This is a genomic window from Lysinibacillus sp. FSL M8-0134 (assembly GCF_038069745.1).
Classification (GTDB): Bacteria; Bacillota; Bacilli; order Bacillales_A; family Planococcaceae; genus Lysinibacillus; species Lysinibacillus irui.
The window spans coordinates 2,868,768-2,893,779 of record NZ_JBBPAJ010000001.1 but is presented as its reverse complement, the minus strand read 5'-3'; the positions used below and the strand labels follow the sequence as shown (position 1 = coordinate 2,893,779).

The following is a 25,012-nucleotide window of genomic DNA, read 5'->3' as shown; positions in this document are numbered from 1 at the left end:
AATGGACTCTATTGAAGATAGGCGGTATAAAATGAACGCACAAAAACTTTCAAAGCGATTAGAAACAGTAGCAAAATTTGTTCCAACAGGAGCTGTCATGGCGGATATTGGTAGTGATCATGCTTATCTACCATGTTATTTGATTCACCAAGGAACAGCCTCTCGTGCCATAGCAGGGGAAGTTGTCAAAGGACCTTATGAATCAGCTGTAGGACAAGTTCAGAAGGAAAACTTAGTAGAAAAAATTACAGTACGTCTTGCTGATGGATTAGCAGCGATTGAAGAGGCAGACCATGTAGATACGGTGACAATAGCTGGAATGGGAGGACCTTTAATTGTCTCCATTCTAGAGAAGCATCCCGAAAAGCTTCAAGGTGTCACACGTCTTATCTTACAACCCAATATACATGCCAAGGTCATTCGGGAGTGGGCTCTAGCACATGAATGGGCGATCCTTGATGAAGAGATTTTAGAAGAAGATGATAAAATCTATGAAATCCTTGTATTACAAAGAGGGCAAATGGAGCTATCAACAGCAGAGATTTTAGTTGGCCCTAAACTAAGCCAACGCAAATCACCAGCATTTATAAAAAAATGGCAACGTGAAAAAGACAACTGGCAACGTGTCCTTCAATCTATTGAAGGAGCAGAACAGACACCTGAAATTGAAGAAAAACGTGCAGAGCTAATGGCTTTAATACGTTTAGTGGAAGGAGTTTTGTAAGATGAAAGCGGTAAATGGTCAAGAAATCATTCAAGTATTTGAATCATGGTCGCCCAAGAAACTAGCTTGCATGGAAAATGATCCAATTGGTTTAGCCATTGGGACGCTCAACAAGCCTGTTCATAAAGTATTAGTCACGTTAGATGTCAATGAAGAGGTGGCGGACGAGGCAATTGAAAAAGGTTGTGAGCTGATCATCGCTCATCATCCTCCAATTTTTAGACGTTTAGCGAATATCCGCACAGATAATCCGGCAGGGCGCTTATATGAAAAGCTTATTAAACATGATATTGCTGTATATGCGGCACACACAAATTTAGATGTGGCTGAAGGTGGGGTCAATGATTTACTTGCAGATGCCCTAAAGCTAGAAAATCGTTCTATATTAGAAGAAACATATGCTGAAAATCTGTTGAAGCTAGCCGTCTTTATACCAACTGCCAATGCAGAAGCCTTACGTGAGGCGCTTGAAAAGGCTGGTGCAGGTCGTATTGGGGACTATGAAGCATGCAGCTATACGACGACTGGTGAAGGGCGATTTCGTGCATTAGCAGGGGCAACACCGTTTGTTGGCTCTGTTGGAGAGTTACATGTAGAGGAAGAAGTAAAAGTGGAGGTCGTATTTCCTGAATCCATTAAAAACAGAGTGTTAAAGGCAATGCTCACAAGTCATCCTTATGAGGAGCCTGCCTATGATGTTATACGTCTCGAGCAACAAACAAATGTTATGGGGTTAGGGCGTGTAGGTTACTTATCACAGGAAATGACGCTACAGCAATTTGCTGAGTTCGTAAAGCAGCAACTAAAAGTCCCAGCAGTTCGTGTCGTAGGTAATTTACAGTCAAAGATCAGCAAAGTGGCGCTTGTAGGGGGAGACGGTAATAAGTATATTTATGCGGCGAAGCGTGCAGGTGCAGATGTCTTTTTAACAGGTGATATGTACTTCCATACGGCACAAGACGCACAGGCTATTGGCTTACAAATTGTCGATCCTGGTCATCATGTAGAAAAAGTGATGATTGCAGGTGTTGCCCAAAAAATGGCTACACTATGCGAAGATAAAAAATATCAAGTTGAATTTGTACAATCAACCATTCATACTGAACCATTTTTATTTGTATAAGTGAGGGGAACATTGTGGCTAGTGAAAGACCAGCAGGCAATAAAGCCGGTAAGTTATGGATTATAATAGGTGTATTCATCGTTGTTTTTGGCATTGGTATGACGGTCATGACGAATACCATCAATGATAAGAAAATAGATGCTATGACCCAACAATGTGAGGATGATGGTGGACAAGCGATAGTTTCAAAGGAAAAAAACTTTTTATCCACTAGTTATTCCTTTGAGTGTCAATAATAATATTGCGGCTGAGCTCTAGTAGTACTAGTGTTTCAGCCTTTTTTATGCAAACAATCTATTGATAATGATAAGATTGGTATAAATTTATAATTTATTAAAAGAAATGGGGAAGTTGTCGTGTTTATCCGTTTATCAAAAGACCAGCAAGAAATGATACTTGCTGATATTCAACGATTTTTCTATAATCAGCGTGATGAGGACATTAGTGAATTTGAAGCAGAGCGTGTGTTAGATTTTATTAAGGAGCAGATTGCTCCCCATATTTATAATGCAGCTCTATCTGATGCTAAATATGTTGTAGAAAGACAATATGCTGCAATTGAGGAGGAACTCGATGCATTGGAGCAACCGATAAAATTGAAATAAATGCTCTCTACCCCTCTAATATAAATAATTGACAGAAAATAAAGAATTATGTTAATTTAATCTTGAATTGAAGATAATACTTGCAATTCCTAGAGTAGTGATGATTAATGGACTATTTTCTTGACCAAAATGGTTATGAGTGGCAATCGCGTACAGGAAGCGAGAATAGTCACAATAAAGGATGAAGTGGGGAGAATTTATATGTTGAAAATTGGTATTATTTTAGGAAGTACGCGAGAGGGGCGTGTAAGCCCACAGGTTGGCACATGGGTGAAGGAAGTTGCAGAAAAACGCCGTGATGCAGAGTATGAAATCATTGATATTGCAGATTTTAAATTACCATTTTTAGGAGAACCAGGTGGAGATACTTCAGGTGTAGCTGCATGGTCAGAAAAAGTAGCAGCATGTGACGGCTTTGTCTTTATCGTTGCGGAATACAATCATTCCATTACGGGTGCATTAAAAAATGCATTAGATTATTTACGAGTAGAATGGAATAATAAAGCTGCTGGTATTGTCTCCTATGGTTCTGTTGGAGGTGCACGTGCTGCTGAACATTTACGAGGCATTCTTGGAGAACTACTAGTGGCAGATGTTCGAGTTCATCCGGCATTATCATTATTTACTGATTTTGAAAATGGCTCTGTCTTTAAACCAAAAGAGGTGCAAGCAGATTCTGTTCACCAAATGTTAGATCAGCTCATTCCTTGGTCAACAGCTTTAAAAACAATTCGATCTTAAGTATTATTATGAAAAAAACGACCCCTTTCAAAGATGGTATCATTATGGAAGCGGTCGTTTTTTGATGTGATAACATACATTAATGCTTAATTTCTTCAATAACTTTTTCTTTTAAATCATTTTCCATAGAAGATAGTTTAACTGTATTGGTAAGGCGTTCTTTTAATTCTTTATCTGTCATAATGCCACGTTCCTCTAAAATTTGTACGAGTAGATTTAATGTCAGTATATTTTTAATATCCGCTGCTTTTGTGTCCATATAAAACACCCTCCAAAATATTAGAATTACTACCTTTTTAGTGTACTCCTTTTTGAAAAGCTTGACATAAAATGGACAAAATTAAGCGAATTTATTTCGTGTCCCGGAATATATCAGGAAAAGTAAGCAATACAATGACTAGCTAGTCGTTGAGGGAGACATTTCTCTTTACAACACCTCGCACTGCATCTGCTGAATCCCTATAAAAAAGTGAATATTGAAGTAGTAAGGGTCATACCTTCCTATCAGGAGGGATTCAATGGTTAGAAGGTTTGGGCTTGTTATAGGGTTGTTAGTGGTGATAATAGCTATACTAATCCTGTTTGATAAATTAGTAGTAGATGATAAGTCAGTAGCAAATAAAGGGGAGCAACCACCTATTACGAATGAAGAGTTAAGCCTATCTCGATTAAAGGAGAAGCTACTTGAAAAGTATGTCGGGATTGATGTTAAAACGACTGAAGAGAAGGAATTGGTAATACAAGTAGTCGGCACAGAAGATTATTTGCAGACGGTCAAAAAAGATATGGAGTCTATTGCCAAAAATGCAATTAAATCGTCTCCTTTAAAAAACTATCCCATCGTTTTTGAAAGATGGGAGTTTACCTCGTTGCGCGATGACAACAAGAAAATAGGGGATGATATTAACCTGTTGATGGAAGAGCTAATCGCAGGCTTAGAAGACTTTGATGTATACGAATACTTAGTCATTGAAAATCGAACGACTATTACGATTCAAACTACGATAAAAGGCGCCAGTCATGAAGGAATTCAGTTAGCAATAGGGATAGAAGAAGCCATTAAAAAAATTGTACAAGCGAATGCTTCACAAAATAATTCTTATGTCATTAATATATTAAATGCGCAACGTCAAAAAATAAATTAATCATGTAAAAGAAGATCTATGACAAAGGCATCGAGAGTCTATTCGTCGATACCTTTGTCATATTTACATCTGCAAACTATGTAGTAATGGCAAAAAGTGCTTGATAAAGAGTTGCAAGGAGTGCAACAAAGTGCATATCATCTGCCTGGAAAAGCTTAAACTGTATACCTGTTCGTACTAACTCCGTTTCAATAGGACTAGCACTAGCAATCTTTTCATTATTGCAATATAGATAAGCGGTAGAAGTAAAATCCTTTTCAAACCGAAAGTCTAAATCGTCCATTGTAAATGAATAAGAGGATTCCAATAATTGGATTGTTTTCCGTTGAATCGGTATCAAACTACCATCAGGCATCACAATTTGATGGCTGACTCCTTTTGTTAATAGGGTAGATTGTACTTGAAAAAGGGGTGCACCTAATGTAGATCGCGTTTCATAACGATAAGGCAATGTTTGCTGTGCTGCTACTAGCAAAACAGCATTCAGTACTTTGCCGGCAGAGGAACGCTCTACTTTTTGAAGCACACATATTGTTTCATTTTGTTCATTCACGATTGGAATATGGGTAAAGCTTTTCAAAGCTTTAGGATACGTAAGTGTAAATATTGCCATAAAGAAACCTCCAGTCATTATCTATACGAGTAAGCAGTTGAGGAGGTTTCATGAAAAGAGCTATCTTTTAGAAGCCGAACAGATAAAATTACTTTATCTTTTATCAGCTTACCTCGTGAAAAGTTGAATCATCTAAAAATGAACAGTCTGCTGAAATAGCGAATTTTTATTTCGCTTTCAGCAGACTGTTTAAATTTATGGCATTTGAGTGTGCCCAGAAAGAGTACGCTTTTCTTGCTCTGTATCAAATTCTTTTTCCATTTTTGAAACAACTACCGTAGCTACGCCATTACCAATTAGGTTTGTGACAGCACGTGCCTCTGACATAAAACGATCTACTCCGATCAATAGGGCAATCCCTTCTACTGGTATCATCGGAAATGCTGCCAATGTTGCGGCTAGTGTAATAAAGCCAGAGCCTGTTACACCCGCTGCTCCTTTAGAAGTGAGCATTAAGATGGCTAATAACGTAATCTGATGCCAAATATCTAAATCCACACCGTACGCTTGTGCAATAAAGATGGCAGCCATTGATAAGTAAATGGAAGTTCCATCTAAGTTAAATGAATAGCCTGTTGGTACAACAAGTCCGACTACTTGCTTAGAACAACCGTAATTTTCCAGTTTACGCATCATAGAAGGTAAGGCCGATTCTGATGAAGAAGTCCCAATAACGATAAAAATTTCCTCTTTAATGTATTTAATAAATTTAAAAATACTAAAGCCAAAGTAATGTGTAATCAAGCCAATAATCACAACGATAAAAATAAACATCGTAATATAAACAGATAGCATTAAAAATCCTAAGTTTCCGAGTGATTTAATCCCAAAGTTACCGATTGTATAGCTCATGGCACCGAATGCACCAATAGGAGAAATTTTCATGACCATGTTAACGATTTTAAAGAAGATATCTGCTACTTGCTCAAAAAATTTAATGACAGGCTTAGCAGGCTCCCCAATAGCTGCAGCAGCTAGTCCAAATAAAACGGCAGAGAATAAAACAGGTAATAATTCACCATTCGCTAATGCCCCAACGACATTCTCAGGAATAATTTGCATAATAAAAGCCCCTAAGCCATGCTCTGCTGCGGCAGCCTCTGTATATTGAGAGACATCAGCCCCATTGGCAGCCTCTGTATTAAAACCTTTACCTGGCTGAACGATATTTACGACGATTAGGCCGATTGCAAGAGCGAAGGTTGAAACAATTTCAAAATAAATTAACGCTTTTCCCCCAATTTTTCCAACCTTTTTTACATCACCCATACTACCAATACCTATTACAACAGTTAGGAAGATAATAGGTGCAATTAACATTTTGATTAATTTGATAAAGATATCTGCAAGTATTTTTAGCTTCGCACCGAATTCTGGGAATATTGCTCCGACTAGGATACCTAGTACAATGGCAATCAATACTTGCACCGTTAAGTTTTTAAAATTTATACGCATATAGTTTTCCCCCTATAACAACTATGGCTATTGTGTGAACGCTTTCATGTGGTTATCATAGCTGAAATTTTCCGACAATAGTTTTTATGACCGTAAAGTTTCTATTGTTCATTTTGTTCATTTTTGAGTGACGGGGAGATAAAGGTAAGAATAGCAATGGTTTGTAGCTGTTTTATAGTAGTTTTGGAAATAGGTAATCTATTATAATACAAAAGAAAAAATCCTTACTATTTGTAAGGATTAATCATTAATGACCAAAAGTATTAGGGAGTAACAATCTTTTCTATCTTGGATAAAACATGATCATTTTGTATATGAGTTTTATAAAAATCGTAGACAGGGGCTAGCTGCTCTTTAAAACGCTGTCTTTCTGAAGGGCTCATCGTATAAACAGTAAAATCAGCTTGCTGTTTGAGCTTTTCCATATCTTTTTCATTCATAAGTATTGCCTGTTCAAATTGCCATTCTGTTGTCTCTTTCATTGCAGAAATCAATTGATGTTGGATTTTTACAGGTAGAGAGTTCCAAAATGTTTCGTTCATTAAGACAGCATAGCCTAAAATTCCATGCTGAGTGATCGTCATATGCTTTTGTACTTTGTAAAACCCTTTAGAGTAAATATTAGAGGCTGTATTTTCTTGTGCATCAATTGCGTTTTTTTCTAAATCTGTAAAAACCTCACTAAAAGAAAGGGGAATTGGTGTTGCTTTCATTACTTCGAATTGTTTTTCTAAAATTTTACTTGGCATTGTTCGTATACGTAAGCCCTGTAAATCTTCAAATGTATGAATGGGTTGGTCGACAGACGTTAAATGCTTAAAGCCATTGTACCAAAAGCCCAGTCCCTTAATATGAAACGGTTCTAGCTCTTTTACTAATTGTTCCCCAATAGAACCTGTCAGGACTTCCTGTACTTCCTCATCTGTATTAAACAGATACGGTAAATCAAGCACCTGCCAATTAGGCACATATGCGGTCATCTTCGAAAAAGTGGGGATAATCATTTCCACGTCACCCTTTTGTAAGGCCTGAAACTCATTTTCATCATTAAATAAAGAGGAATTTGAGTACACATGGACTTTGACTTTCCCGTTTGTTTTCTCTTCTACTAACTCAGCAAATTTATTGGCTGCCTGTCCTTTTGGGGTATTTTCGGCTACCACATGACTTAAATGAATAGTAATTTGTGAGTCTAAGCCCTTTTGCTCATCATCATAGGGAAGCGGTTTAGCAAAGAGTAATCCTTGCTGAACACTGATTGCTACGATTAAAACAAAGACGGTTACAATCGTTCCAATAATAAATTTTTTCATTGAATACACCCAATTAATTCGTATTTTCTGATGTTTTTGTTATTCTAACATATGGAGTAAGCTAAAATATAGTAGGAGGGAGGCAATCATTTTGATATTTCAAAAGTTATCTATGCAGAGAAAAATTATGTCGCTGACTTTTTTTATTCTGATGCTTTCCTTTAGTATTGGTGGCACTTTTTTGTTGGGGTTTGTGATGAATGAACAAAAGACCCAACTTAGTGATCAAGCATTACTTGTGGCAAAAACCGTCTCACAGCTTCCCGAAATAAAAACCTATATAACCGATAAAAATTTTAATGAGGCGATACAACATATTAACCCAATAGTTGAAGAAATCCGTGATATAAATGGGGCGAAGTATATTGTTGTTTTAGATATGCAAAGACGCAAATACTCTCATCCAAATAGCGAGGAGCTTGGACGAATATCCCAATCTGGTGATTTAAACGCTGCTTTTTCAGAGCATTATTATACGTCAATCGCTCATGGGGGACATGGTGATATGGTTCGAGCATTTGTACCGATTATGAATAATAAGGGACAACAAATTGGTGTTACGATAGTTGGTTACAGTGTTCTTACCGTTGTAGAATTGCTGCAATCAATGCAAACAGAGCTTATCATTACTGTCATCTTATCATTAATCTTTAGTGCGTGGGGTGCGCGTACATTAGGGCTTCATATGAAAAAACAAATGTTTGGATTAGAGCCTCATGAAATTGCCAAAATGTATGTAGAACGGACAGAAACGTTTAATGCCATGCATGAAGGAATCATTGCCATCGACAATGATTTGACGATAACGATTTTTAATGAAAAAGCATGTGACATATTAGGTGTACATGAAAAACCATCTGCACTAATTGGTCAGAAAATTTTTCATGTCCTTCCTGATACTCGACTTCCTGAAATTTTGGAGCTAGATCAACCATTATTTAACCGTGAACTCTATATTAATAATCATAGTATTATGAGTAATCGTATTCCGATTCAAGTCAACGGAAAAACCGTCGGGGCAGTGGCAATGTTTAAAGATCGTACGGAAGTGAAAAAGCTTGCTGAAGAATTAACAGGTGTCAGGGCATTTGTACAAGCACTTCGTGTGCAAACACATGAGCATAAAAATAAACTGCATACTATAGCTGGTCTTTTACAGCTTGGACATCATGAACAGGCTTTGTCATACTTAACGCAAGTAAAAGAAGAACACGATGAAATCACCAACTTTTTAAATGAACGTATAAAAAATGAAAATATTTCAGGGCTTTTGCTTAGTAAAATTTCCTATGCAAAGGAACAAGGAATTCGTCTGGAAGTTGATCGTGAAAGTCGCTTAACGTCATTCCCACCTAACTTGGATCATCATGATTTTGTTATTCTATTTGGTAATTTAATAGAAAATGCTTTTGATGCTTTAAAGGATGCACAAGTTGAAGAGAAAGTGATTCATGTTTCAGTGGATGAAGACGATGATGTCTTAGCTATTTTAGTAACCGATAATGGTATAGGCATGACGGAGGAAATCAAGCAGCACATATTTGATAATGGTTATTCTACAAAAGAGCAAAAAGACCGAGGAATAGGGTTATTTTTAATAAAGGAAATCATTGAAAAAGGACAGGGTGATATCGAAGTCATCAGTGAACCTAACAAAGGAACGAGTTTTTTAATAACCTTTTATTATGCATAACAGGGAGGACGGACAGTGTTGCAGATCAAAGTATTATTAATTGAGGATGATCCGATGGTACGAGAGGTTAATCGTCAATTTATTGAAAAGGTTGAACATTTTCAAGTGATTGGACAAGCATCTAACGGTCTTGAAGGCATTACGCAAATACGTCACCATCAGCCTGATTTAATCTTTATGGATATTTTTATGCCAGAGCAAGATGGCATTACGAGCTTACGAAAAATACGTGAACTAGACCTACCAGTGGATGTTATTACCGTCACGGCTGCGAATGATATGGAGACAGTGAAACAAGTACTGCATCTAGGTGTCTTTGATTATATTATGAAGCCCTTTTCATTTGAACGGGTCAAAGGTACGCTTGATAATTATTTACGTTTTAAGAAGCAAACACAATCAGATCAGGAACTCACACAGCGGGAATTGGATCAATTATTTCATTATCGTGATGGGCAAACTAACGTGGAACAATCAGCTCCGCTAGGGTCGGAAAATAATCTTCCGAAAGGCTTCAATCGTACAACGCTTGAAAAGGTTGTGCGCTTTTTACATTCGGTCGATGGTGCATCTGCAGAAGACGTGGCAAGTGGTGTAGGAATTGCTCGTGTCACCGCAAGAAGATATTTAGACTATTTAGAGAAACAAGAAGAAATTACAATGGATGTCCATTATGGAGGTATTGGGCGACCTATAAACTATTATTTTAGTAAATAAAGAAAATCCTGATTGGCCAAAAAGCAATCAGGATTTTTTGTTTTTATTAATAAGGCATAATTTTATCAACTGGTGTCGGTGTTTTAATCTTTGGTAAGATTTTCTCTAATGTCACCGTACGATTGATTATATGTGTAGCAGCATCATGTTCATCGAATTGCTCAAGGAAAGTAATAACCTCTTTGACAATTGGAGTTGGCGTTGAGGCACCTGCTGTAACTGCCACTTTATTAATGCCTTTTAACCATTCGATTTTAAGCTCCGAAACATCCGCAATTCGATAGGATGGTGTTCCTGCAATTTCAACGGAAACTTGTGTTAAGCGGTTTGAGTTATTGGATTTAGGATCTCCCACAACGATGAGTAAATCCGCTTCTCCAGCTTGCTGAGCGACAGCTTCTTGACGAACCTGTGTCGCTAAACAAATCTCTTTGTGTACCTCGATATGAGGGAATTTTTCTTTTAAACTATCCATTAAATGGGCAACATCCCATTGGCTCATTGTTGTTTGATTTGTCACCAGTAATTTATCATTCGTTAAATTTAACGCATCAATATCGTTTGAGGACTGTACTAAGTGGACATGATCAGGCGCAACCCCAATGGCCCCCTCTGGTTCGGGATGTCCTTTTTTTCCGATATAAATAATATCATAGCCTTCAGCCGATTTTTCACGAATTAAATCGTGGGTAACTGTTACATCAGGACATGTGGCATCAATGGACACTAAGCCTTTTCGCTTCGCAATCTCACGAATTTCAGGTGAAACACCATGTGCTGTGAAAATGACAGTACCGGTTTCAACTTGTTCAATAATTTCTAGGCGGTTTTCACCATCTAATGTGATGATTCCGTCCTTTTCAAACGCATCTGTGACATGTTTATTATGCACAATCATCCCTAAAATGTAGATAGGTCTTGGTAATGTTTTATCAAGTGCGGCATTCCGAGCGATGACCATCGCATCAACAACACCGTAGCAATAGCCACGTGGATTAATTTTTAATACTTGCATGGTTGTGACTCCTTTCAAGCTTACCTATCTACATTATAACGGACAGGGACGGCGAATACAAAGAAACGTTCATTTACATAGGTGGTTGGAAGATACGTGGTTTAGATGGAAGTGGTTCAGGAGGCGTATATGATGCACTTTGCCTTGATGATCGTCTACTTCCAGTTGAAGCTTTTTTATCACTTCCTGCAGTATCAGCGCTAGCTGACCCAGCGGATGGAAGGCCTTGGAATCCTTTGTATAACTTTAATAGCGAGGGTATATTTTTTACCATAGGCATTGCTTGTTGAATATAAGGTGTATAGGTCTTAGCTGTATTGAATAAGCTATTTGCTTGTTGTAAGAACGAACCGATTTTAGAAGGTTCCTGCACAGGTGGCGTTGGCATTTGCCCTCCGAAGGTACCTATTCCATTAGCCATCGGAAAGCCGCCTGGAATTCGTGGTTGAACAGGAAAGCCTCCAGGCTGGTAAAAGGACTGCGGTGACATTTGTGGTGGTGTTTGCATGGGCATTCTCATGCCACCGGGATACATAGGATATTGATAAGGTGGTCGAAATACCATAATGATCTCCTTTCTACTTGTTTTTCATTGATGACATACCTGACTATAGCTATGATATGCAAAGGCTAGTGGGAGGGTTCGATATAGAAACAGAAAACAATGATGACATAGGATCACTGTCTAAAGAAAATGGTCGTTTCTAACCGACAAAAACGGCGAGTGACAACTTGTCGGCGTTTTTCATGATGCTAAAAATTACAGTACCCAGGGTTTCTGGCATTGTGGTATTCGTATTTTTGATTGCATATTCTTCTTATTTCAAGTACCTTTGATAAGGGCTTTTGTTACGGTAATCATAAAACGTTTAAATTATGTTTATGCTTGTAATATATAGGATGTAAATATACCTTAAAGTTCGAATCATGGTACAATGAGAAAGATGTTAGGAGGAACGAATGATGTCAAAATATACTGATTACAATTTTCAGCCATTTTTGCAGGACGCCATTGCAAAACTAGGCTTTACAGAACCGACACCAATTCAAAAAGAAATTATTCCACTTTTATTAAAAGGGAAAAGTGCTATTGGACAGGCACATACAGGAACGGGGAAAACACATAGTTTTTTAATTCCGATAGTTCAACGTATTGATGTAGAGAGACAGGAAGTTCAGGCTGTTATTACTTCTCCTACACGCGAACTAGCACAACAAATATTTGATGCGTTAAATCAGTTAATAGAAGGAACAGCTATTCAAGCAAAGCTATTTATTGGGGGTACGGACAAGCAACGCTCCATTGATAAATTAAAAACACAACCACAAATAGTTGTTGGGACACCTGGACGTATTCGTGATCTTGTTTCAGCACAAGCGTTATTTGTGCATACGGCACCAATCCTAGTTGTTGATGAAGCTGATTTAGCTTTTGATATGGGCTTTATCGAGGATATTGATGGATTTGCTTCTCAAATGCCAGAGAAGCTTGAAATGTTTGTATTCTCTGCAACGATTCCTGAAAAACTTCAGCCTTTCTTAAAAAAATATATGGATGCCCCAGTGCATATCCAAATGAACGATAAGCGACCAGTGGCAGAGGGTATTGATTTTGTGCTTGTGCCAGTACGCTCTAAATCGCGTAATAAACGTTTATTAGAAGTAATTGAAGGTATTAATCCGTTTTTAGCTGTTATTTTTACAAATACACGTAAAACAGCTGAGCAAGTTGCCGGTTATTTAAATGAACATGGTATCCGTTGTGGACAAATCCATGGTGATTTAAGTCCACGTGATCGTAAAAAGATGATGAAACAAATCCGCGATCTAGAATATCAATACATTGTTGCGACTGATTTAGCAGCACGTGGTATCGATATTCAAGGAATTTCCCATGTTATCAATTACGAAATTCCAGAGGACCTAGAGTTCTTTATTCACCGTGTTGGACGTACAGCCCGTGCAGGTAATAAAGGAACTGCCATTACTTTATTTGAGCCATCTGATGAAGATGCAGTAGTTCGTGTAGAGAAAATGGGTATTCCTTTTGTGCAAAAAGACGTTAAAAATGGAGAATGGTCTGAGTTAAAAGAGCGTCATGCACGTAAAAATCGCGTGAAACAAGAGAATGAAATCGATGTGAAAGCGAAGGCATTGGTGCGTAAGCCTAAAAAGGTTAAACCAGGCTATAAGCGTAATATGAAATGGGAAATGGAAAAAATTAAAAAACGTGAACGTCGTTTAAAAGCGCGAGGTAAAAAATAGGGGGTTTTTTACATGCTACTTGGCTCACATGTTTCAATGAGTGGGAAAGAGATGTTGCTTGGCTCAAGTAAAGAAGCACTGTCATATGGAGCAAATACATTCATGATTTATACAGGAGCACCGCAAAACACACGTCGTAAAGCGATTGCCGATCTGAACATTATGAATGGTCTACTTCATATGAAAGAGCATGGTATGACAAATATTGTTGTGCATGCTCCTTACATTATCAATATTGCGAATACGGAAAAACCAGAAACATTCCGTCTTGGAGTCGATTTTCTACAATCAGAAATTGAACGCACAGCAGCACTAGAGGCAACGCAAATTGTCTTGCACCCTGGTGCGCATGTAGGTGCGGGTGCTGAAGCTGGAATTGCGAAAATTGTTGAAGGCTTGAATGAGGTATTATCGCAGGATTTCCCTGTTCAAATTGCATTAGAAACAATGGCGGGGAAGGGGACCGAATGTGGTCGTTCCTTTGAAGAGCTTGCTAAAATTATTGATGGTGTCACACATAATGAACGTCTTTCTGTATGCTTTGATACATGTCACACACATGATGCTGGCTATAATATTGTTGAAGATTTTGATGGCGTGCTAGAAGAATTTGATAAAATAATAGGCATAGATCGCATCAAAGTTCTACACATTAATGATTCAAAAAATGTGCGAGGCGCCCGTAAAGACCGCCATGAAAATATTGGCTTTGGCCATATCGGTTTTGACGCATTAAACTATGTAGTGCATCATCCGCAATTAATGGATATTCCTAAAATTTTAGAAACACCATTTGTGCCTTCAAACAGTGATAGTAAATCGAAGGCAGCACCTTATAAAGTTGAAATTGAGATGTTGCGTAACGGCACATTTAAGCCTGAGCTAATTGAAGCGTTAAAAGGGTAACGAACAAGTGCCCGAAATCAGTCGATGATGCTGATTTCGGGCACTATTTTGTTATTTTGTAAATAATGCAATAAGTTGACGTGAGCGCTTTCTACCTAATACTGCCTCCACTTCTACAAGGATGTCTTTAGGAATACCTAAAAATAGCCAAGAGAATGTGAATTGCTCCAAATAAGGGCGCAATTTTTTTACCTCAGAAGTCGTAATGTCGAAGCCTTCTTCACGAGCAATCGCGACAATTTCTTTATCAGAGCTTTGTGCTAGTTGCTGTAAAAATTGAATACTCAAAGTCAATCCTCCTTTATCACATGTTATTTTTCACGAAATCATGTACACACTTGCGATTTAGCCATTTGTTAAACATCCATCTTCTTTTCTTTACAAAAACTGCACTTTCCTATATACTTACAACTTGTAAATCGTAATGATTTTGAATTAGAAAGAAGCGATCATGCATGAAGACAACACTTATTGACATCGAAAATGTGTCATTTCAATATGACTATACGCAAGTTTTAAAAAACATTTCTTTTCGTGTAGAAGAGGGTGATTTTTTAGCACTTCTAGGTCCGAATGGTTCGGGCAAATCAACATTATTAAAAATCATTTTAGGTTTATTAAAGCCTCTATCAGGGGAGATCAAATTATTTGGCGAACCAAGCGCAACCTTTAAACATCGCGAATGGATTGGGTATGTCTCGCAAAAATCAAATGCCTTTAATTCTGGATTCCCAGCAACCGTTCAAGAGGTCGTGAAAAGTGGATTAACGAAAAAATTAGGGCTTTTTAAAAGACCAGGACGAGATGCCAAAGGGAAGGTCCAAGAAGCATTAAAGGCTGTTGGTATGGATGCTTTTATGCATCGGAATATTGGTGAACTATCAGGTGGACAACAACAACGAGTTTTTATTGCGAGAGCTTTAGTTAGTGATCCCAAATTGCTCATTTTAGATGAGCCAACTGTCGGTATTGATCATGAGAATGTGCAGTCATTTTATGATATGCTGGCGAAATTAAATCGGGAACAAGGAATTACGATGATTCTTGTCACACACGATGTCGATACGGTATCGAATCGCATTAGCCATGTGGCATGCTTAAATCAAACAATTCATTTTCACGGCTATAAAAATGAATTTGATACTATTTCACAGGATGCACTAGACGCTTGGTATGGTCATTCTGTAAGAAAGATTCATTAGAAGGGGAAGGCACTATGATTGAAGCAATTTTACATTATGAATTTTTACAAAATGCCTTTTTCTCTGGGTTATTAATAGGCATTCTAGCGCCACTTTTAGGTGTGTTTATTGTTGTACGTAGGTTATCCTTGATTGCGGATGCTTTATCACATGTCACACTTGCTGGAATAGCCGGGAGCTTATATATCAGTCAATCGGTAACAGCATTAGCCTTGCTCAATCCTATCTATCTAGGAATACTAGCATCTGTTAGTGGCTCTATTTTAATTGAGCGACTAAGACGCTTGTATAAGCATTATGAGGAGCTTGCCATTCCTATCATTATGTCAGGAGGCATTGGGATTAGTGCGATCTTTATCTCCCTTGCCAGTGGCTTTAGCACAGATTTAATGAGCTATTTATTTGGCTCGGTATCTGCTGTGTCTCGTCAAGATTTATGGGTCGTTATTGGAATTGCTGCTGTTGTCATTCTCTTTTTGTTTTTATTTTTTAAGGAACTGTTTGTTTTATCGTTTGATGAGGAATATGCGAAGGCAAGTGGACTGCCTGCAAGATGGGTTCATCTTTTATTTATGATTGTGACGGCGCTTGTTATTGCGGCGAGTATGCGTATAGTAGGTATCTTATTAGTATCCTCGCTGATGACGTTACCTGTCGCGGCTGCGATGCGCTTAGCAAAAGGCTTTAAGCAAACCATCATCTATGCAATTATTTTTGGAGAAACTGCTGTATTAATTGGTTTAATCAGTGCATTTTATATGGATTTAGCGCCTGGAGGTACGATTGTTGTCACTTCGATTTTAATCTTGTTACTTGTCATCCTAGGAAAGAAAGTGGCATTTAAAATGGCTGCAAAGCAGGGGGAGGTAGCGTAATGAATATTTCAAGAGCGTGGGAAATATTAAAAGAAAATGGCTATAAAAAAACAGATAAACGGGAATTAATATTAGATATGTTTGCTGCAACAGATAAATATCTAACAGCCCGAGATTTATTGGATGTTTTAAAAAAGGATTTTCCAGGGATGAGCTTTGATACGATCTATCGCAACCTTGCTACTTTTGTGAAGCTTGGAATATTAGAAGAAACGGAGCTTTCTGGTGAACGAAATTTTCGAATGCACTGTGAATCTGCTCATCATCACCATCATTTCATCTGCATGGATTGTGGGAATGTTAAAGAGCTTAATCTTTGTCCGATGGAAATGCTGGGAGAAAAATTGCCTGACTATGAGATTGAAAATCATAAGTTTGAAATCTATGGCAAATGCCCGGATTGTAAGCATGAAACTCTGTCAAATGAATACTGACAGAGTTTTTTCTGTGTAAAAAGAGGGTAGTTCCTGTATAGGGCTACCCTCTCAACTTATTAAGCTGCTGTTCTACGAATCGCAACAATTTTATTACAATCTACAATTAAAGGAGATGCAGCTGCACCTGGCTCAAAGAAGTATGCACAGCAATTTCGTGGATCAAAGGAAATGAAAGTCACACCTAAGAAGCTAATACCGCCAGATAAGAATATATCTAGTGTAGTTGCAAGCTCTAATTTTCTTAATTGTTGGCAAATACAACCTCTACAATTACTGCTCATTTTTGGTGTACATTTTTCTTCTTTTTCGCAAGAACATTTTTCTTCTTTTTCTTTGCGACAATGACATTTTTCCTCTTTTTTCTGACATTTACAGCCTTGCCAGTTCATATGAGTCATATATCGTCTATCTTCCATTGTAATACCTCCCTTCTTCTAGTTTCGTAAGGGTACCCTTACAGTAATAATCTATGTTTGGTGAGGAAAGAGAGGTTGGCAATATGTCCGATAGGCTACTCAATAATCTATATTTTTCTCAAAATCTTGCGTAGTGAGGAAAGCCCTAAGTAAAAAAAATGCTATAAATGCTAAAGCAAGATATTCATATCGGGATAGATTTGCGGTTACACCCACAAAAAAACGACGAGTCATTACAGAAACGTAAATCTTCGTCGTCTACCCTATGATTATTGATGTTTTTGTTGGAAATCTACCATAAAGTCTCGTAAAGCTTCACAAGCCTCAAGAGGTACCGCATTGTAAGTAGAAGCACGACAGCCACCTACAGATCGATGCCCATTTAGTCCAACAAAGCCGGCAGCTTTTGCTTCAGCAAGGAATTGTTTTTCAAGCTCCTCATCTGTCACACGGAATGTAATGTTCATTAATGAACGGCTATCAGTTGTAGCATGGCCTTTATAAAAGCCATTACTATGATCAATGGCATCATAAATTACTTTTGCCTTTAATTCATTGTGTTTTTCAATTTCAGCTACGCCACCTTTAGATTCTACCCATTTCAATACTTCTCCTAGCATGTAGATTCCAAATGTCGGTGGTGTGTTATAAAGCGAATTACTATCGGCATGTGTTGTGTATTTCAGCATAGTTGGAATATTTTTATTCGCTTTTTCTAGTAAATCTTTGCGAATGATGACAACCGTTACACCTGAAGGCCCAAGGTTTTTTTGAGCTCCTGCATAGATGATTCCGAACTTTTCAATATCCACTGGCTTTGACAAAATATCACTAGACATGTCAGCAACTAATGGCACATTTCTTGTATCCGGATAATTTCTCCACTGTGTACCGTAAATTGTATTGTTGGATGTAATGTGAACATAAGCATCATCATCATTGAATTGAATGTCTTCTAAGGCAGGAATATTACGGTATTGATTGTCTTTTGTACTGGCCGCTTCAACAGGTGTACCAAACAATTTAGCTTCCTTGAAGGCTTTCTCAGACCATGAACCAGATAGTACATAGCTAGCTTTTTGATCAGCTGTCAAAAAGTTCATAGGAACCATTGTAAATTGAAGGCTTGCTCCACCTTGTAGGAATAGTACCTCATAGTTTTCTGGAATGGCATAAAGTTTTTTTAATAAAGCAATAGCTTCGTTATGTACGTCGTCAAAAATAGCACTGCGGTGACTCATTTCCATTATGGACATACCTGAATCACGGAAGTTTACTAATTGCTGTTGAGCTCTTTCTAATACTTCTTGTGGAAGTGCAGATGGACCTGCGTTGAAATTGTATGCACGTTGTGTCAAAGTTTGTACACTCCTTGTTTGGTTAATAACAGAACTTTACTGGATTATACCGTAATTTTCAAGAGAAAAAATAAAATTCTTAATATTTGAGCAGAATAGCGACAGGCTCGCAACAAAATGTACACAATTGAGCATGTTTTTCGGAGTAAACACGAACGAAACGAAGTTATTTTTTGAAATGAAATGATATTTTTCGTGTTTAAAATATTTTTGTTGAAATATTCGTTTTTAATGTTCGTGTTTCTAGTTGGGTAAATGCTTCAATCTAGATGCCCTAAAATTTGATGTTTGATAAAAGAATTACCTTTCTTTACGACAGGTAATGCAAGTTTTTTGTATAATAATTTAGAGAATAGAAAACGAGGTGTTCATAATGTTTACAGTAGAGAAAGCTTGTTTAGTAGTTGTGGACGTACAAGGAAAGTTAGCGACAATTGTAGATGATAGTGAAGTGATGATTGAAAATGTAGCAAAGTTAGTACAAGCCATGCAAGCCCTTGAAGTACCTACATTATGGCTAGAACAAAACCCTAGTCGTTTAGGAGGAACAGCACTAGATATAGCCCAGCATTTACAAGGACAACCTATTGCTAAAATGGCCTTTAGCGCATGGCAAGAAGAGTCATTTGTAAAGAAATTGAAAGAAACGGGACGTACACAATTTATTGTAACAGGCATTGAAACACATATTTGTGTGTACCAAACAGCAAGACAATTAAAGGAACAGGGGTTTGAAGTAGAGGTTGTAGTAGATGCCGTTTCTTCTCGAACTAAGGCAAATAAAGAAATCGGACTGAGCAAGCTGAATGCACTCGGAATACATTCAACTAGTACTGAAATGATTTTATATGAGCTTTTACAACGTGCTGACCATCCACAATTTAAAACCATTTTACAGCTTGTAAAGTAGAGTTCATCAAAAATAAACTATTGGCTTTATCATACAATCATTGTAATAACAACGATCGGCCCTATATATTTTGCAATTAAGATAATATTTTACCCATTTTATACACTTTCATATTACGATGAACTTCACTTAGAACCACTGCTATGACCAAATTGTCCATATTTCAATTCAATCCCAGCAATTGGATGTGAATAAAACCATAATATTGTTGCACATTTTTATCGAAAGTGTTTTTTATATATCATCCTTCGAATAGGGAAGAAAAACCACTTGAAACAATATAGAGGCTTTTCCAAAATATACTTTCATATAATAAAAAGTAAAGGGCAGAAACGTTGTTCAGCGTTTCTGCCTTTCAATTTCAGATTTATTTTACTCATATCTATTATTTCATGGACAAGATACCTTCCACTACAATCACAAAAGTGATCCTTTTTTATGCAGGCATCTCAGTTGGTGTTGGTTTAGCATAGCCCTCTTTATAAGTATCATCAATGTACTGACGAATTTCTTTTAGGCTCTTTCCTTCTTTATGCAGTTGTGCTGACTGGACAGCAATCTCCAAGCAAACTAAACACCTTGTTCCATGATCATCCCAGACGATGGAACCATCCTCGCGTTTTTCCTGAATAAAGCAATTTAAATTATTTTTGTGGCCAGCTGATTCGCCACAGCCGCAATAACATGGCATCCATTCTAGGATCTCAGTTGATTGACCAGCGATTTGATAAACTAAGCGAATCTTTTCTTGTTTATCTTCTAAAAAGGATGGAAGGATGTCTGCAGAAGCGGTTTCCTCCTGAATATCACCTGTAGCATGTGAGTGACCTTCATGTGAAGCTTCCTGAGTTTTTTGGTTGGCTTCAGCCTCTTTTTTATCTTCCCCACATGCACTTAATAACAGTAAAGCCAATATAACAAAAATAGAAAGTGTTTTCTTCAAATATAGCGCCTCCTACATGTTTACAATACTTCCATTATAACATTGTTCTCTTAAACATTTACAGGCAGCCTTGTTGCAAATCAATGAAATATATCTAATCCACGTGTTTTGTTCATGAAATGTTCCATTTTCTCGCTCAATAACTTTTTTAAGAAAAAGCCAAACAAGATAAAAATAAACCAGAAACCAATTAAGAAGATGAGATCTGTCCAGACAGATGTCCAAATAATCCCTCCAACTGCCTCACGCATCATTTCAATGGCATAGGTAAAAGGTAAAAAAGGATTGATTAGTTGGAAAAACCTTGGTAGTAATTCGATCGGATAAGTTCCACCAGAGCCAGCAATTTGCAGAACGAGCATCACAATAGCTAATGCTTTACCTACATTCCCAAAGACAGATACGAGTGTGTAGACTACGGTTATAAATACGAGACTGATGAAAAGACCAAATAATACAAAATAGGCGGGTGCTTGAATAGAGCCATCAAGTAAGAAAATATCTCCGATGGTAATAATAAGTGTTTGAATAAAAGAAAATGTTGCAAATGTTAATAGTCGGCCAAAGTAAATTTCTCGAATACTGTATGACGTATCTCCATGAAGATTCACAGATAATAAGGAAATTAATAATAAACATCCAACCCAAATAGATAGTACAGTGTAAAACGGTGTCATGGCCGTGCCATAGTTTGCAATTGGGAATACGCGATGTTCCTTTAGTTTAATGGGTTCCTCAAAGAAGTCACGTTCAGCATTGACATCATTTTTTAATAATTGCACAATCTCAGCAATGTCTGCTTCCTCTTCAAGTGTACGTAGTTTATTTGCTAATTCTTTAATTTTTGAACTTAAAGTTGGAAATTCCGTTTGTATTTTTTGAATGGCATTATTGGCTGTTCCTAGTGTATTTTTGGCCTGTGTTAATTTATCTTTTGCCTGAGGAATGAATTGTTTTACATTGGTCAGCATCGTCGAAGCATTCGTTAATGTCTGTTGAGCACTAGATAACGTCGATCGAATTTGCGGTTCTAAACTATCGTTATAGTACGATAGAAATTTTTGCAAATTGGCCGTTGCGTTTTGTGCGATTTGTTGTATGGCAGCGACATCTTGTTTGATGACTTCTTTATCAATAGGCTTTATTTGTTCTATTTTATTTAGAACATCATCATGTAAAGTGTGCAATTGTTGTAATGCGTTAAGTGCGCCTGTAGTTGAATCATTAAAGCTTGGATTACGCTGTAAGGCTTCTCGAATCGTTGTAAGCTGTTCAATGAGTTGTTGGTTGTCTTCGGCATTACTTTCCTGTAAAGAAGTGATGACAGCAGTTAAGGAATCAACCAATTGCTTACGAGTGGTAGCATCTGCTTGAATTAATTTTTGCAATGCTTCCAGCGTTTGAATGCTATTGCTTATGTTATCTTTGGACTTTGTCAATTGATTTTTAATTGCCTCTTTCTTTTCTGCAATAGAAGTTGGATCGACGTTAATATTATTTAATTTAGTAATGATATCTGAAAAATGTTGTGCAATCTGTTGGACAGTTGCGACATCCTTTTTAATAACTGGAGATAGCTCATTAAATAGAGCATCCGCTTCATTTACTAAATGTAAACCCTTCTGAATGGTCGTTAAACCGTCCGTTGTCAATTGTTCCACTTGGGGTATTTGTGTAAGAGCTTGATTCAATAATTGATTGGCATCTTTTCCTTGCTTAGATGCTTGTGTTAAAAATGAGTTGATATCAGGTAAATGCTGTTCTATGGTAAAGACATAGTTTTCAAATTTGCGGAAATCAGGAATATCACGTTCCATTTCAACGCCAATTGTATTAAAAATAGAAAAAAGAGTGCCATTAACAGTCGATACAAATTCATTCGAAACCTGCTGAGTAAGAACACTTGCTCCTTTACTTGTTATTTTAGGGGCAATAGGATTCTTTTTTTCGTTTACATAATAGTCGATATGGGCTTTCGTTGGTTGATCTGTAAGAATCGACGTTAGCTTTTCGGAAAAATCTTTGGGAATGACTATGGCGGCAAAGTAATCGCCATTTTTTAAATGATCAATCGCTTTTTTCTCCGTTTCTAACTCCCAAGTAAAACTTTTATTTGTCCGTAAATTTTCTATAACTTCCTTTCCGACATTGATTGTATCCCCTCGGACATTTGTTCCAGTATCTTCATTTACAATAGCAATCTTCATATTAGATGTGTGGGCGTATGGGTCCATGGAGGCATAAATATTAAGCCAGGCATAAAGAGATGGAAGGAAGATGAGCCCTCCTATAATGACAGCTACAACCCAGTTTGTAACAATGTTGCGAATATCCTTTGAATAAATTTGAAACACATGCTGAAACGAGTTTTTCATTTAATCACCCCACATTCAAATTTTGCATGAACTCTCATTATGTATGTTCCCAAATTCACTTAAAATTATGTTATAAATGTGAAATATCTTCATTTAAAGGCAAATTAGTTTACTAGGTTTTTGAAAAACTTTATAATCAATCGCGAATACACTAAAACTAGGCTTTTAGTGTGAAAAAGGAGGTCACTACTTTAGTGAAAAAATTATTAATTATTGGTTCCGTTATTGTTGTCTTATTTGCAGCAATTATTGTGCTTACCAATGTCTCAAACAAAAGTAAGTTAGAAAGTGCAAACAACCCCTATGGCGATAAAAAGCTAAAACAAGAAACAATTGATCAATTAGATGATGAAAACTATCAAAACATTATGTTACCAGATGAACTAGAAGCTAAAATTAAAGCGGGTGAACCGGTCAATGCTTACTTCTTCAGTCCAATTTGTGTACACTGTCAAGCATTTACACCAGAGTTAATGCCAATTGCTGATGAATTAGGTGTTGATATTGCACAATTGAATGTCTATGAATATGAAGATTTATGGGAGAAATATAATATTGAAGCAACGCCAACATTTATTCGTTTCGAAGATGGTAAAGAAGTAAATCGCTTTGTAGGAGCTCTTAAAGAAGAAGATTTAAGAACATTCTTAAATACTGTTGTGTTAAAAAAATAGAGAAAAGCGAGATTGTGTCAAATTTTGATACAATCTCTTTTTGTTTTTGTAGTGTATACTAAAAATACTGAAAAGTTGTACACTGGAGGAAATGTCAATGTCAATGGATGAATATTTTTATAATGGCGAGCTAATGAAATGCTATGAATTAGCGAAGAAGGTAACAAATGAAGAGGAAAAAGCACTGGCACAAAAATATATCAATTTATTAGAACAGTATGAATTGGATCACTATCCAAAGCCAACTGCTCATTTAGAAGTTCAGCATACAGAACGAGCTGACGAAAGCTATCCAGAATCTGATCTAGTAGCTGAAATACGTGCAATAAAAGATGAAGCGGCATTTGCGAAGCGTATTCAGCAATTGGAGGAAGTGGCGAAAACAGGAACACCATCAGATAAAGCACAATCCTTTTTTACACAAGGGGAGCTGTTCTTATTTGCACATCATTACAATGAGAGTGTTCACTGCTTCCAACAAGCAGTGAAGGAAAATCCAAATAAAGCTGTCTATTGGGGGATCACAGGGCAGACGATGCACCGCTTTGGCTGGATACCTTTCGATGCGCTTGGTTATTTGGAGCAAGCGATTCAGCTAGATCCCACAAATCCTCGTTGGAAATGGAATAGAGCTCTTGTACTTATTCAATTAGCCAAGGATCTGCAAATGGCTCCATTTATGGCGAATGCGGCACTTACTTTGGAGGATGCGCTGGCTTCTTGTGGCGAAGAGCAAAAATCATTGAAAGATGCCATTCAAAATACAATCGACAATATGGATAGCTATGTTTTCTCATAAGATAATCGGATGTTTCCAATAGCTACGGAGACATCCTTTTTACTTAGAAATCAAGTGAGCTGGGTTCGTTGCCATATTTCACAATCATGGTATGATAAGAAAGAAAATGATTTGTAGATATAAAGGACGGATTTTTATGGCACAAGAAGTGGCAAATAAGTTTATTGAAAACGTTTGTAATCATTTAGTTCGCAATATGAATATCACAAAAGTGGAAGAGCATTTTAAAGAAACAATTGCCATGCAGCGACAATCAGCTAAAACGTCAACGGACTTTTGGGATATGCTAATGGTTAATATGCTTTATTTTACTGAAAATGAACAGGCGTGGGAGCAAGAATTTTTAAAAATGCTTGAAGCGAAAAAGTGGCTAGAGCCTGCAGCTTTGGAAGAGGAATTATTAATGCATCAGATGAGAATTCGTCAACAAGTGGCTGAGCAACTAGATGCAGCAAAGGACTTATTCCACAAGCAGTATGAGACGGAAGGCATGACGGAGGAAGCGATTATTTATGACTATGCGTATAGCTCTGCTGGTCATTCCATGCGCATGGATTTATTAACTGTTCTTGTATCAACGCCAGAGCAATCAACAATTCTCTTTGACGCAGATCCACAAGAGACTATCCGTATTGTTAATGGCTATATTGCTTACCATACAGATGGATTGATTAATAAAACGAAATTATGCTAACTTTGTTACAAAGG

At 37.2% G+C, this 25,012-nt stretch carries 28 protein-coding genes; 17 read left to right on the top strand and 11 right to left on the bottom strand.

What is annotated here, in order from left to right; all coding sequences use genetic code 11:
* The first annotated feature begins 31 nt into the window (after positions 1–31).
* The 5 genes from MKY49_RS14835 to MKY49_RS14815 all read left to right on the top strand — a co-directional run bounded on the left by MKY49_RS14835 (position 32) and on the right by MKY49_RS14815 (position 3,193).
* Complete coding sequence (locus MKY49_RS14835; protein ID WP_322605677.1) at positions 32–724, top strand: tRNA (adenine(22)-N(1))-methyltransferase; 693 nt, start codon at positions 32–34, stop codon at positions 722–724.
* Position 725: 1 nt separating this feature from the next.
* The gene (locus MKY49_RS14830; RefSeq protein ID WP_274793785.1) at positions 726–1,847 is read left to right on the top strand and encodes a Nif3-like dinuclear metal center hexameric protein; all 1,122 of its coding nucleotides are present in this window, start codon (positions 726–728) and stop codon (positions 1,845–1,847) included.
* A 14-nt stretch (positions 1,848–1,861) separates the two neighbouring features.
* On the top strand, positions 1,862–2,083 hold the full coding sequence (locus MKY49_RS14825; RefSeq protein ID WP_274793784.1) for a hypothetical protein: 222 nt from the start codon (positions 1,862–1,864) through the stop codon (positions 2,081–2,083).
* A gap of 120 nt (positions 2,084–2,203) precedes the next feature.
* Positions 2,204–2,452 (top strand): DUF2164 domain-containing protein, encoded by a 249-nt coding sequence (locus tag MKY49_RS14820; protein ID WP_274793783.1) that lies wholly within the window; start codon positions 2,204–2,206, stop codon positions 2,450–2,452.
* 201 nt (positions 2,453–2,653) lie between these two features.
* Complete coding sequence (locus MKY49_RS14815; protein ID WP_274793782.1) at positions 2,654–3,193, top strand: NADPH-dependent FMN reductase; 540 nt, start codon at positions 2,654–2,656, stop codon at positions 3,191–3,193.
* Between the two features lie 79 nt (positions 3,194–3,272).
* On the opposite strand, the gene MKY49_RS14810 is transcribed toward MKY49_RS14815, so the two are convergent.
* Positions 3,273–3,452, bottom strand: coding sequence for a hypothetical protein (locus MKY49_RS14810; RefSeq protein ID WP_274793781.1), 180 nt, complete (start codon positions 3,450–3,452; stop codon positions 3,273–3,275).
* Between the two features lie 259 nt (positions 3,453–3,711).
* Here MKY49_RS14810 and MKY49_RS14805 point away from each other — a divergent pair, with 259 nt between their 5' ends.
* Positions 3,712–4,338: a hypothetical protein gene (locus MKY49_RS14805; RefSeq protein ID WP_274793780.1), complete on the top strand. Its 627-nt coding sequence runs from the start codon at positions 3,712–3,714 to the stop codon at positions 4,336–4,338.
* 76 nt (positions 4,339–4,414) lie between these two features.
* On the opposite strand, the gene MKY49_RS14800 is transcribed toward MKY49_RS14805, so the two are convergent.
* From MKY49_RS14800 to MKY49_RS14790, 3 genes are all read right to left on the bottom strand, one after another.
* Complete coding sequence (locus MKY49_RS14800; protein ID WP_341386586.1) at positions 4,415–4,951, bottom strand: tubby C-terminal domain-like protein; 537 nt, start codon at positions 4,949–4,951, stop codon at positions 4,415–4,417.
* A gap of 195 nt (positions 4,952–5,146) precedes the next feature.
* On the bottom strand, positions 5,147–6,406 hold the full coding sequence (locus MKY49_RS14795; RefSeq protein WP_341386585.1) for a dicarboxylate/amino acid:cation symporter: 1,260 nt from the start codon (positions 6,404–6,406) through the stop codon (positions 5,147–5,149).
* Positions 6,407–6,669: 263 nt separating this feature from the next.
* Complete coding sequence (locus MKY49_RS14790; protein ID WP_341386584.1) at positions 6,670–7,719, bottom strand: TRAP transporter substrate-binding protein; 1,050 nt, start codon at positions 7,717–7,719, stop codon at positions 6,670–6,672.
* Positions 7,720–7,831: 112 nt separating this feature from the next.
* On the opposite strand from MKY49_RS14790, the gene MKY49_RS14785 reads away from it, so the two are divergent.
* Complete coding sequence (locus MKY49_RS14785; protein WP_431812197.1) at positions 7,832–9,412, top strand: ATP-binding protein; 1,581 nt, start codon at positions 7,832–7,834, stop codon at positions 9,410–9,412.
* Between the two features lie 15 nt (positions 9,413–9,427).
* On the top strand, positions 9,428–10,129 hold the full coding sequence (locus tag MKY49_RS14780) for a response regulator (RefSeq protein WP_341386583.1): 702 nt from the start codon (positions 9,428–9,430) through the stop codon (positions 10,127–10,129).
* 46 nt (positions 10,130–10,175) lie between these two features.
* On the opposite strand, the gene MKY49_RS14775 is transcribed toward MKY49_RS14780, so the two are convergent.
* Positions 10,176–11,144, bottom strand: a complete 969-nt coding sequence (locus MKY49_RS14775) for a 4-hydroxy-3-methylbut-2-enyl diphosphate reductase (protein ID WP_274793775.1) — start codon at positions 11,142–11,144, stop codon at positions 10,176–10,178.
* 73 nt (positions 11,145–11,217) lie between these two features.
* Entirely contained in the window at positions 11,218–11,709 is a 492-nt protein-coding gene (gene vrrA, locus MKY49_RS14770; RefSeq protein WP_274793774.1) for a VrrA/YqfQ family protein, read from the bottom strand.
* Between the two features lie 398 nt (positions 11,710–12,107).
* Between vrrA and MKY49_RS14765 the strand changes: the two genes are divergently transcribed.
* Both MKY49_RS14765 and MKY49_RS14760 read left to right on the top strand, forming a co-directional pair.
* On the top strand, positions 12,108–13,409 hold the full coding sequence (locus MKY49_RS14765) for a DEAD/DEAH box helicase (protein ID WP_274797354.1): 1,302 nt from the start codon (positions 12,108–12,110) through the stop codon (positions 13,407–13,409).
* 12 nt (positions 13,410–13,421) lie between these two features.
* A complete protein-coding gene (locus MKY49_RS14760) occupies positions 13,422–14,315 on the top strand; it encodes a deoxyribonuclease IV (protein WP_322611579.1) in 894 nt (297 codons plus the stop codon).
* Positions 14,316–14,366: 51 nt separating this feature from the next.
* Here the strand turns inward: MKY49_RS14760 and MKY49_RS14755 are convergent, their stop codons facing one another.
* On the bottom strand, positions 14,367–14,603 hold the full coding sequence (locus MKY49_RS14755; protein WP_274793772.1) for a Nif11 family protein: 237 nt from the start codon (positions 14,601–14,603) through the stop codon (positions 14,367–14,369).
* Between the two features lie 167 nt (positions 14,604–14,770).
* On the opposite strand from MKY49_RS14755, the gene MKY49_RS14750 reads away from it, so the two are divergent.
* From MKY49_RS14750 to MKY49_RS14740, 3 genes are read left to right on the top strand one after another with little or no spacing between them, the layout of a single operon-like run.
* Entirely contained in the window at positions 14,771–15,517 is a 747-nt protein-coding gene (locus MKY49_RS14750; protein WP_274793771.1) for a metal ABC transporter ATP-binding protein, read from the top strand.
* Between the two features lie 14 nt (positions 15,518–15,531).
* On the top strand, positions 15,532–16,392 hold the full coding sequence (locus MKY49_RS14745) for a metal ABC transporter permease (protein ID WP_274793770.1): 861 nt from the start codon (positions 15,532–15,534) through the stop codon (positions 16,390–16,392).
* Entirely contained in the window at positions 16,392–16,826 is a 435-nt protein-coding gene (locus MKY49_RS14740) for a Fur family transcriptional regulator (protein ID WP_274793769.1), read from the top strand. Before MKY49_RS14745 ends, MKY49_RS14740 begins: the two co-directional genes overlap by 1 nt.
* A 59-nt stretch (positions 16,827–16,885) precedes the next feature.
* Here the strand turns inward: MKY49_RS14740 and MKY49_RS14735 are convergent, their stop codons facing one another.
* Positions 16,886–17,245 (bottom strand): hypothetical protein, encoded by a 360-nt coding sequence (locus tag MKY49_RS14735; protein ID WP_274793768.1) that lies wholly within the window; start codon positions 17,243–17,245, stop codon positions 16,886–16,888.
* Between the two features lie 269 nt (positions 17,246–17,514).
* Positions 17,515–18,603, bottom strand: coding sequence for a 3-phosphoserine/phosphohydroxythreonine transaminase (serC, locus tag MKY49_RS14730; protein WP_341386582.1), 1,089 nt, complete (start codon positions 18,601–18,603; stop codon positions 17,515–17,517).
* Positions 18,604–18,976: 373 nt separating this feature from the next.
* Between serC and MKY49_RS14725 the strand changes: the two genes are divergently transcribed.
* On the top strand, positions 18,977–19,513 hold the full coding sequence (locus MKY49_RS14725) for a hydrolase (RefSeq protein ID WP_341386581.1): 537 nt from the start codon (positions 18,977–18,979) through the stop codon (positions 19,511–19,513).
* A 436-nt stretch (positions 19,514–19,949) separates the two neighbouring features.
* Here the strand turns inward: MKY49_RS14725 and MKY49_RS14720 are convergent, their stop codons facing one another.
* Together MKY49_RS14720 and MKY49_RS14715 are read right to left on the bottom strand one after the other, a co-directional pair.
* A complete protein-coding gene (locus MKY49_RS14720) occupies positions 19,950–20,456 on the bottom strand; it encodes a PCYCGC motif-containing (lipo)protein (protein WP_274793765.1) in 507 nt (168 codons plus the stop codon).
* Positions 20,457–20,536: 80 nt separating this feature from the next.
* Positions 20,537–22,831, bottom strand: a complete 2,295-nt coding sequence (locus MKY49_RS14715; protein ID WP_322605684.1) for a YhgE/Pip domain-containing protein — start codon at positions 22,829–22,831, stop codon at positions 20,537–20,539.
* Between the two features lie 194 nt (positions 22,832–23,025).
* Between MKY49_RS14715 and MKY49_RS14710 the strand changes: the two genes are divergently transcribed.
* From MKY49_RS14710 to MKY49_RS14700, 3 genes are all read left to right on the top strand, one after another.
* A complete protein-coding gene (locus tag MKY49_RS14710; RefSeq protein WP_274793763.1) occupies positions 23,026–23,505 on the top strand; it encodes a thioredoxin family protein in 480 nt (159 codons plus the stop codon).
* A gap of 97 nt (positions 23,506–23,602) precedes the next feature.
* Positions 23,603–24,304, top strand: a complete 702-nt coding sequence (locus MKY49_RS14705) for a tetratricopeptide repeat protein (RefSeq protein WP_341386580.1) — start codon at positions 23,603–23,605, stop codon at positions 24,302–24,304.
* A gap of 136 nt (positions 24,305–24,440) precedes the next feature.
* On the top strand, positions 24,441–24,998 hold the full coding sequence (locus MKY49_RS14700; protein WP_341386579.1) for a hypothetical protein: 558 nt from the start codon (positions 24,441–24,443) through the stop codon (positions 24,996–24,998).
* The last annotated feature ends 14 nt before the right edge of the window (positions 24,999–25,012 follow it).

Bases quoted from the DNA above. Each gene is read 5' to 3' on its own strand.
- MKY49_RS14810 (WP_274793781.1), bottom strand. From the start codon at position 3,452: ATGGACACAAAAGCAGCGGATATTAAAAATATACTGACATTAAATCTA.
- MKY49_RS14805 (WP_274793780.1), top strand. From the start codon at position 3,712: ATGGTTAGAAGGTTTGGGCTTGTTATAGGGTTGTTAGTGGTGATAATA.
- MKY49_RS14830 (WP_274793785.1), top strand. From the start codon at position 726: ATGAAAGCGGTAAATGGTCAAGAAATCATTCAAGTATTTGAATCATGG.
- MKY49_RS14795 (WP_341386585.1), bottom strand. From the start codon at position 6,406: ATGCGTATAAATTTTAAAAACTTAACGGTGCAAGTATTGATTGCCATT.
- MKY49_RS14760 (WP_322611579.1), top strand. From the start codon at position 13,422: ATGCTACTTGGCTCACATGTTTCAATGAGTGGGAAAGAGATGTTGCTT.
- MKY49_RS14735 (WP_274793768.1), bottom strand. From the start codon at position 17,245: ATGGAAGATAGACGATATATGACTCATATGAACTGGCAAGGCTGTAAA.
- vrrA (WP_274793774.1), bottom strand. From the start codon at position 11,709: ATGGTATTTCGACCACCTTATCAATATCCTATGTATCCCGGTGGCATG.
- MKY49_RS14740 (WP_274793769.1), top strand. From the start codon at position 16,392: ATGAATATTTCAAGAGCGTGGGAAATATTAAAAGAAAATGGCTATAAA.
- MKY49_RS14775 (WP_274793775.1), bottom strand. From the start codon at position 11,144: ATGCAAGTATTAAAAATTAATCCACGTGGCTATTGCTACGGTGTTGTT.
- MKY49_RS14800 (WP_341386586.1), bottom strand. From the start codon at position 4,951: ATGGCAATATTTACACTTACGTATCCTAAAGCTTTGAAAAGCTTTACC.
- MKY49_RS14785 (WP_431812197.1), top strand. From the start codon at position 7,832: ATGCAGAGAAAAATTATGTCGCTGACTTTTTTTATTCTGATGCTTTCC.
- MKY49_RS14750 (WP_274793771.1), top strand. From the start codon at position 14,771: ATGAAGACAACACTTATTGACATCGAAAATGTGTCATTTCAATATGAC.
- MKY49_RS14765 (WP_274797354.1), top strand. From the start codon at position 12,108: ATGTCAAAATATACTGATTACAATTTTCAGCCATTTTTGCAGGACGCC.
- MKY49_RS14790 (WP_341386584.1), bottom strand. From the start codon at position 7,719: ATGAAAAAATTTATTATTGGAACGATTGTAACCGTCTTTGTTTTAATC.
- MKY49_RS14705 (WP_341386580.1), top strand. From the start codon at position 23,603: ATGTCAATGGATGAATATTTTTATAATGGCGAGCTAATGAAATGCTAT.
- MKY49_RS14835 (WP_322605677.1), top strand. From the start codon at position 32: ATGAACGCACAAAAACTTTCAAAGCGATTAGAAACAGTAGCAAAATTT.
- MKY49_RS14725 (WP_341386581.1), top strand. From the start codon at position 18,977: ATGTTTACAGTAGAGAAAGCTTGTTTAGTAGTTGTGGACGTACAAGGA.
- MKY49_RS14700 (WP_341386579.1), top strand. From the start codon at position 24,441: ATGGCACAAGAAGTGGCAAATAAGTTTATTGAAAACGTTTGTAATCAT.
- MKY49_RS14715 (WP_322605684.1), bottom strand. From the start codon at position 22,831: ATGAAAAACTCGTTTCAGCATGTGTTTCAAATTTATTCAAAGGATATT.
- MKY49_RS14745 (WP_274793770.1), top strand. From the start codon at position 15,532: ATGATTGAAGCAATTTTACATTATGAATTTTTACAAAATGCCTTTTTC.
- MKY49_RS14815 (WP_274793782.1), top strand. From the start codon at position 2,654: ATGTTGAAAATTGGTATTATTTTAGGAAGTACGCGAGAGGGGCGTGTA.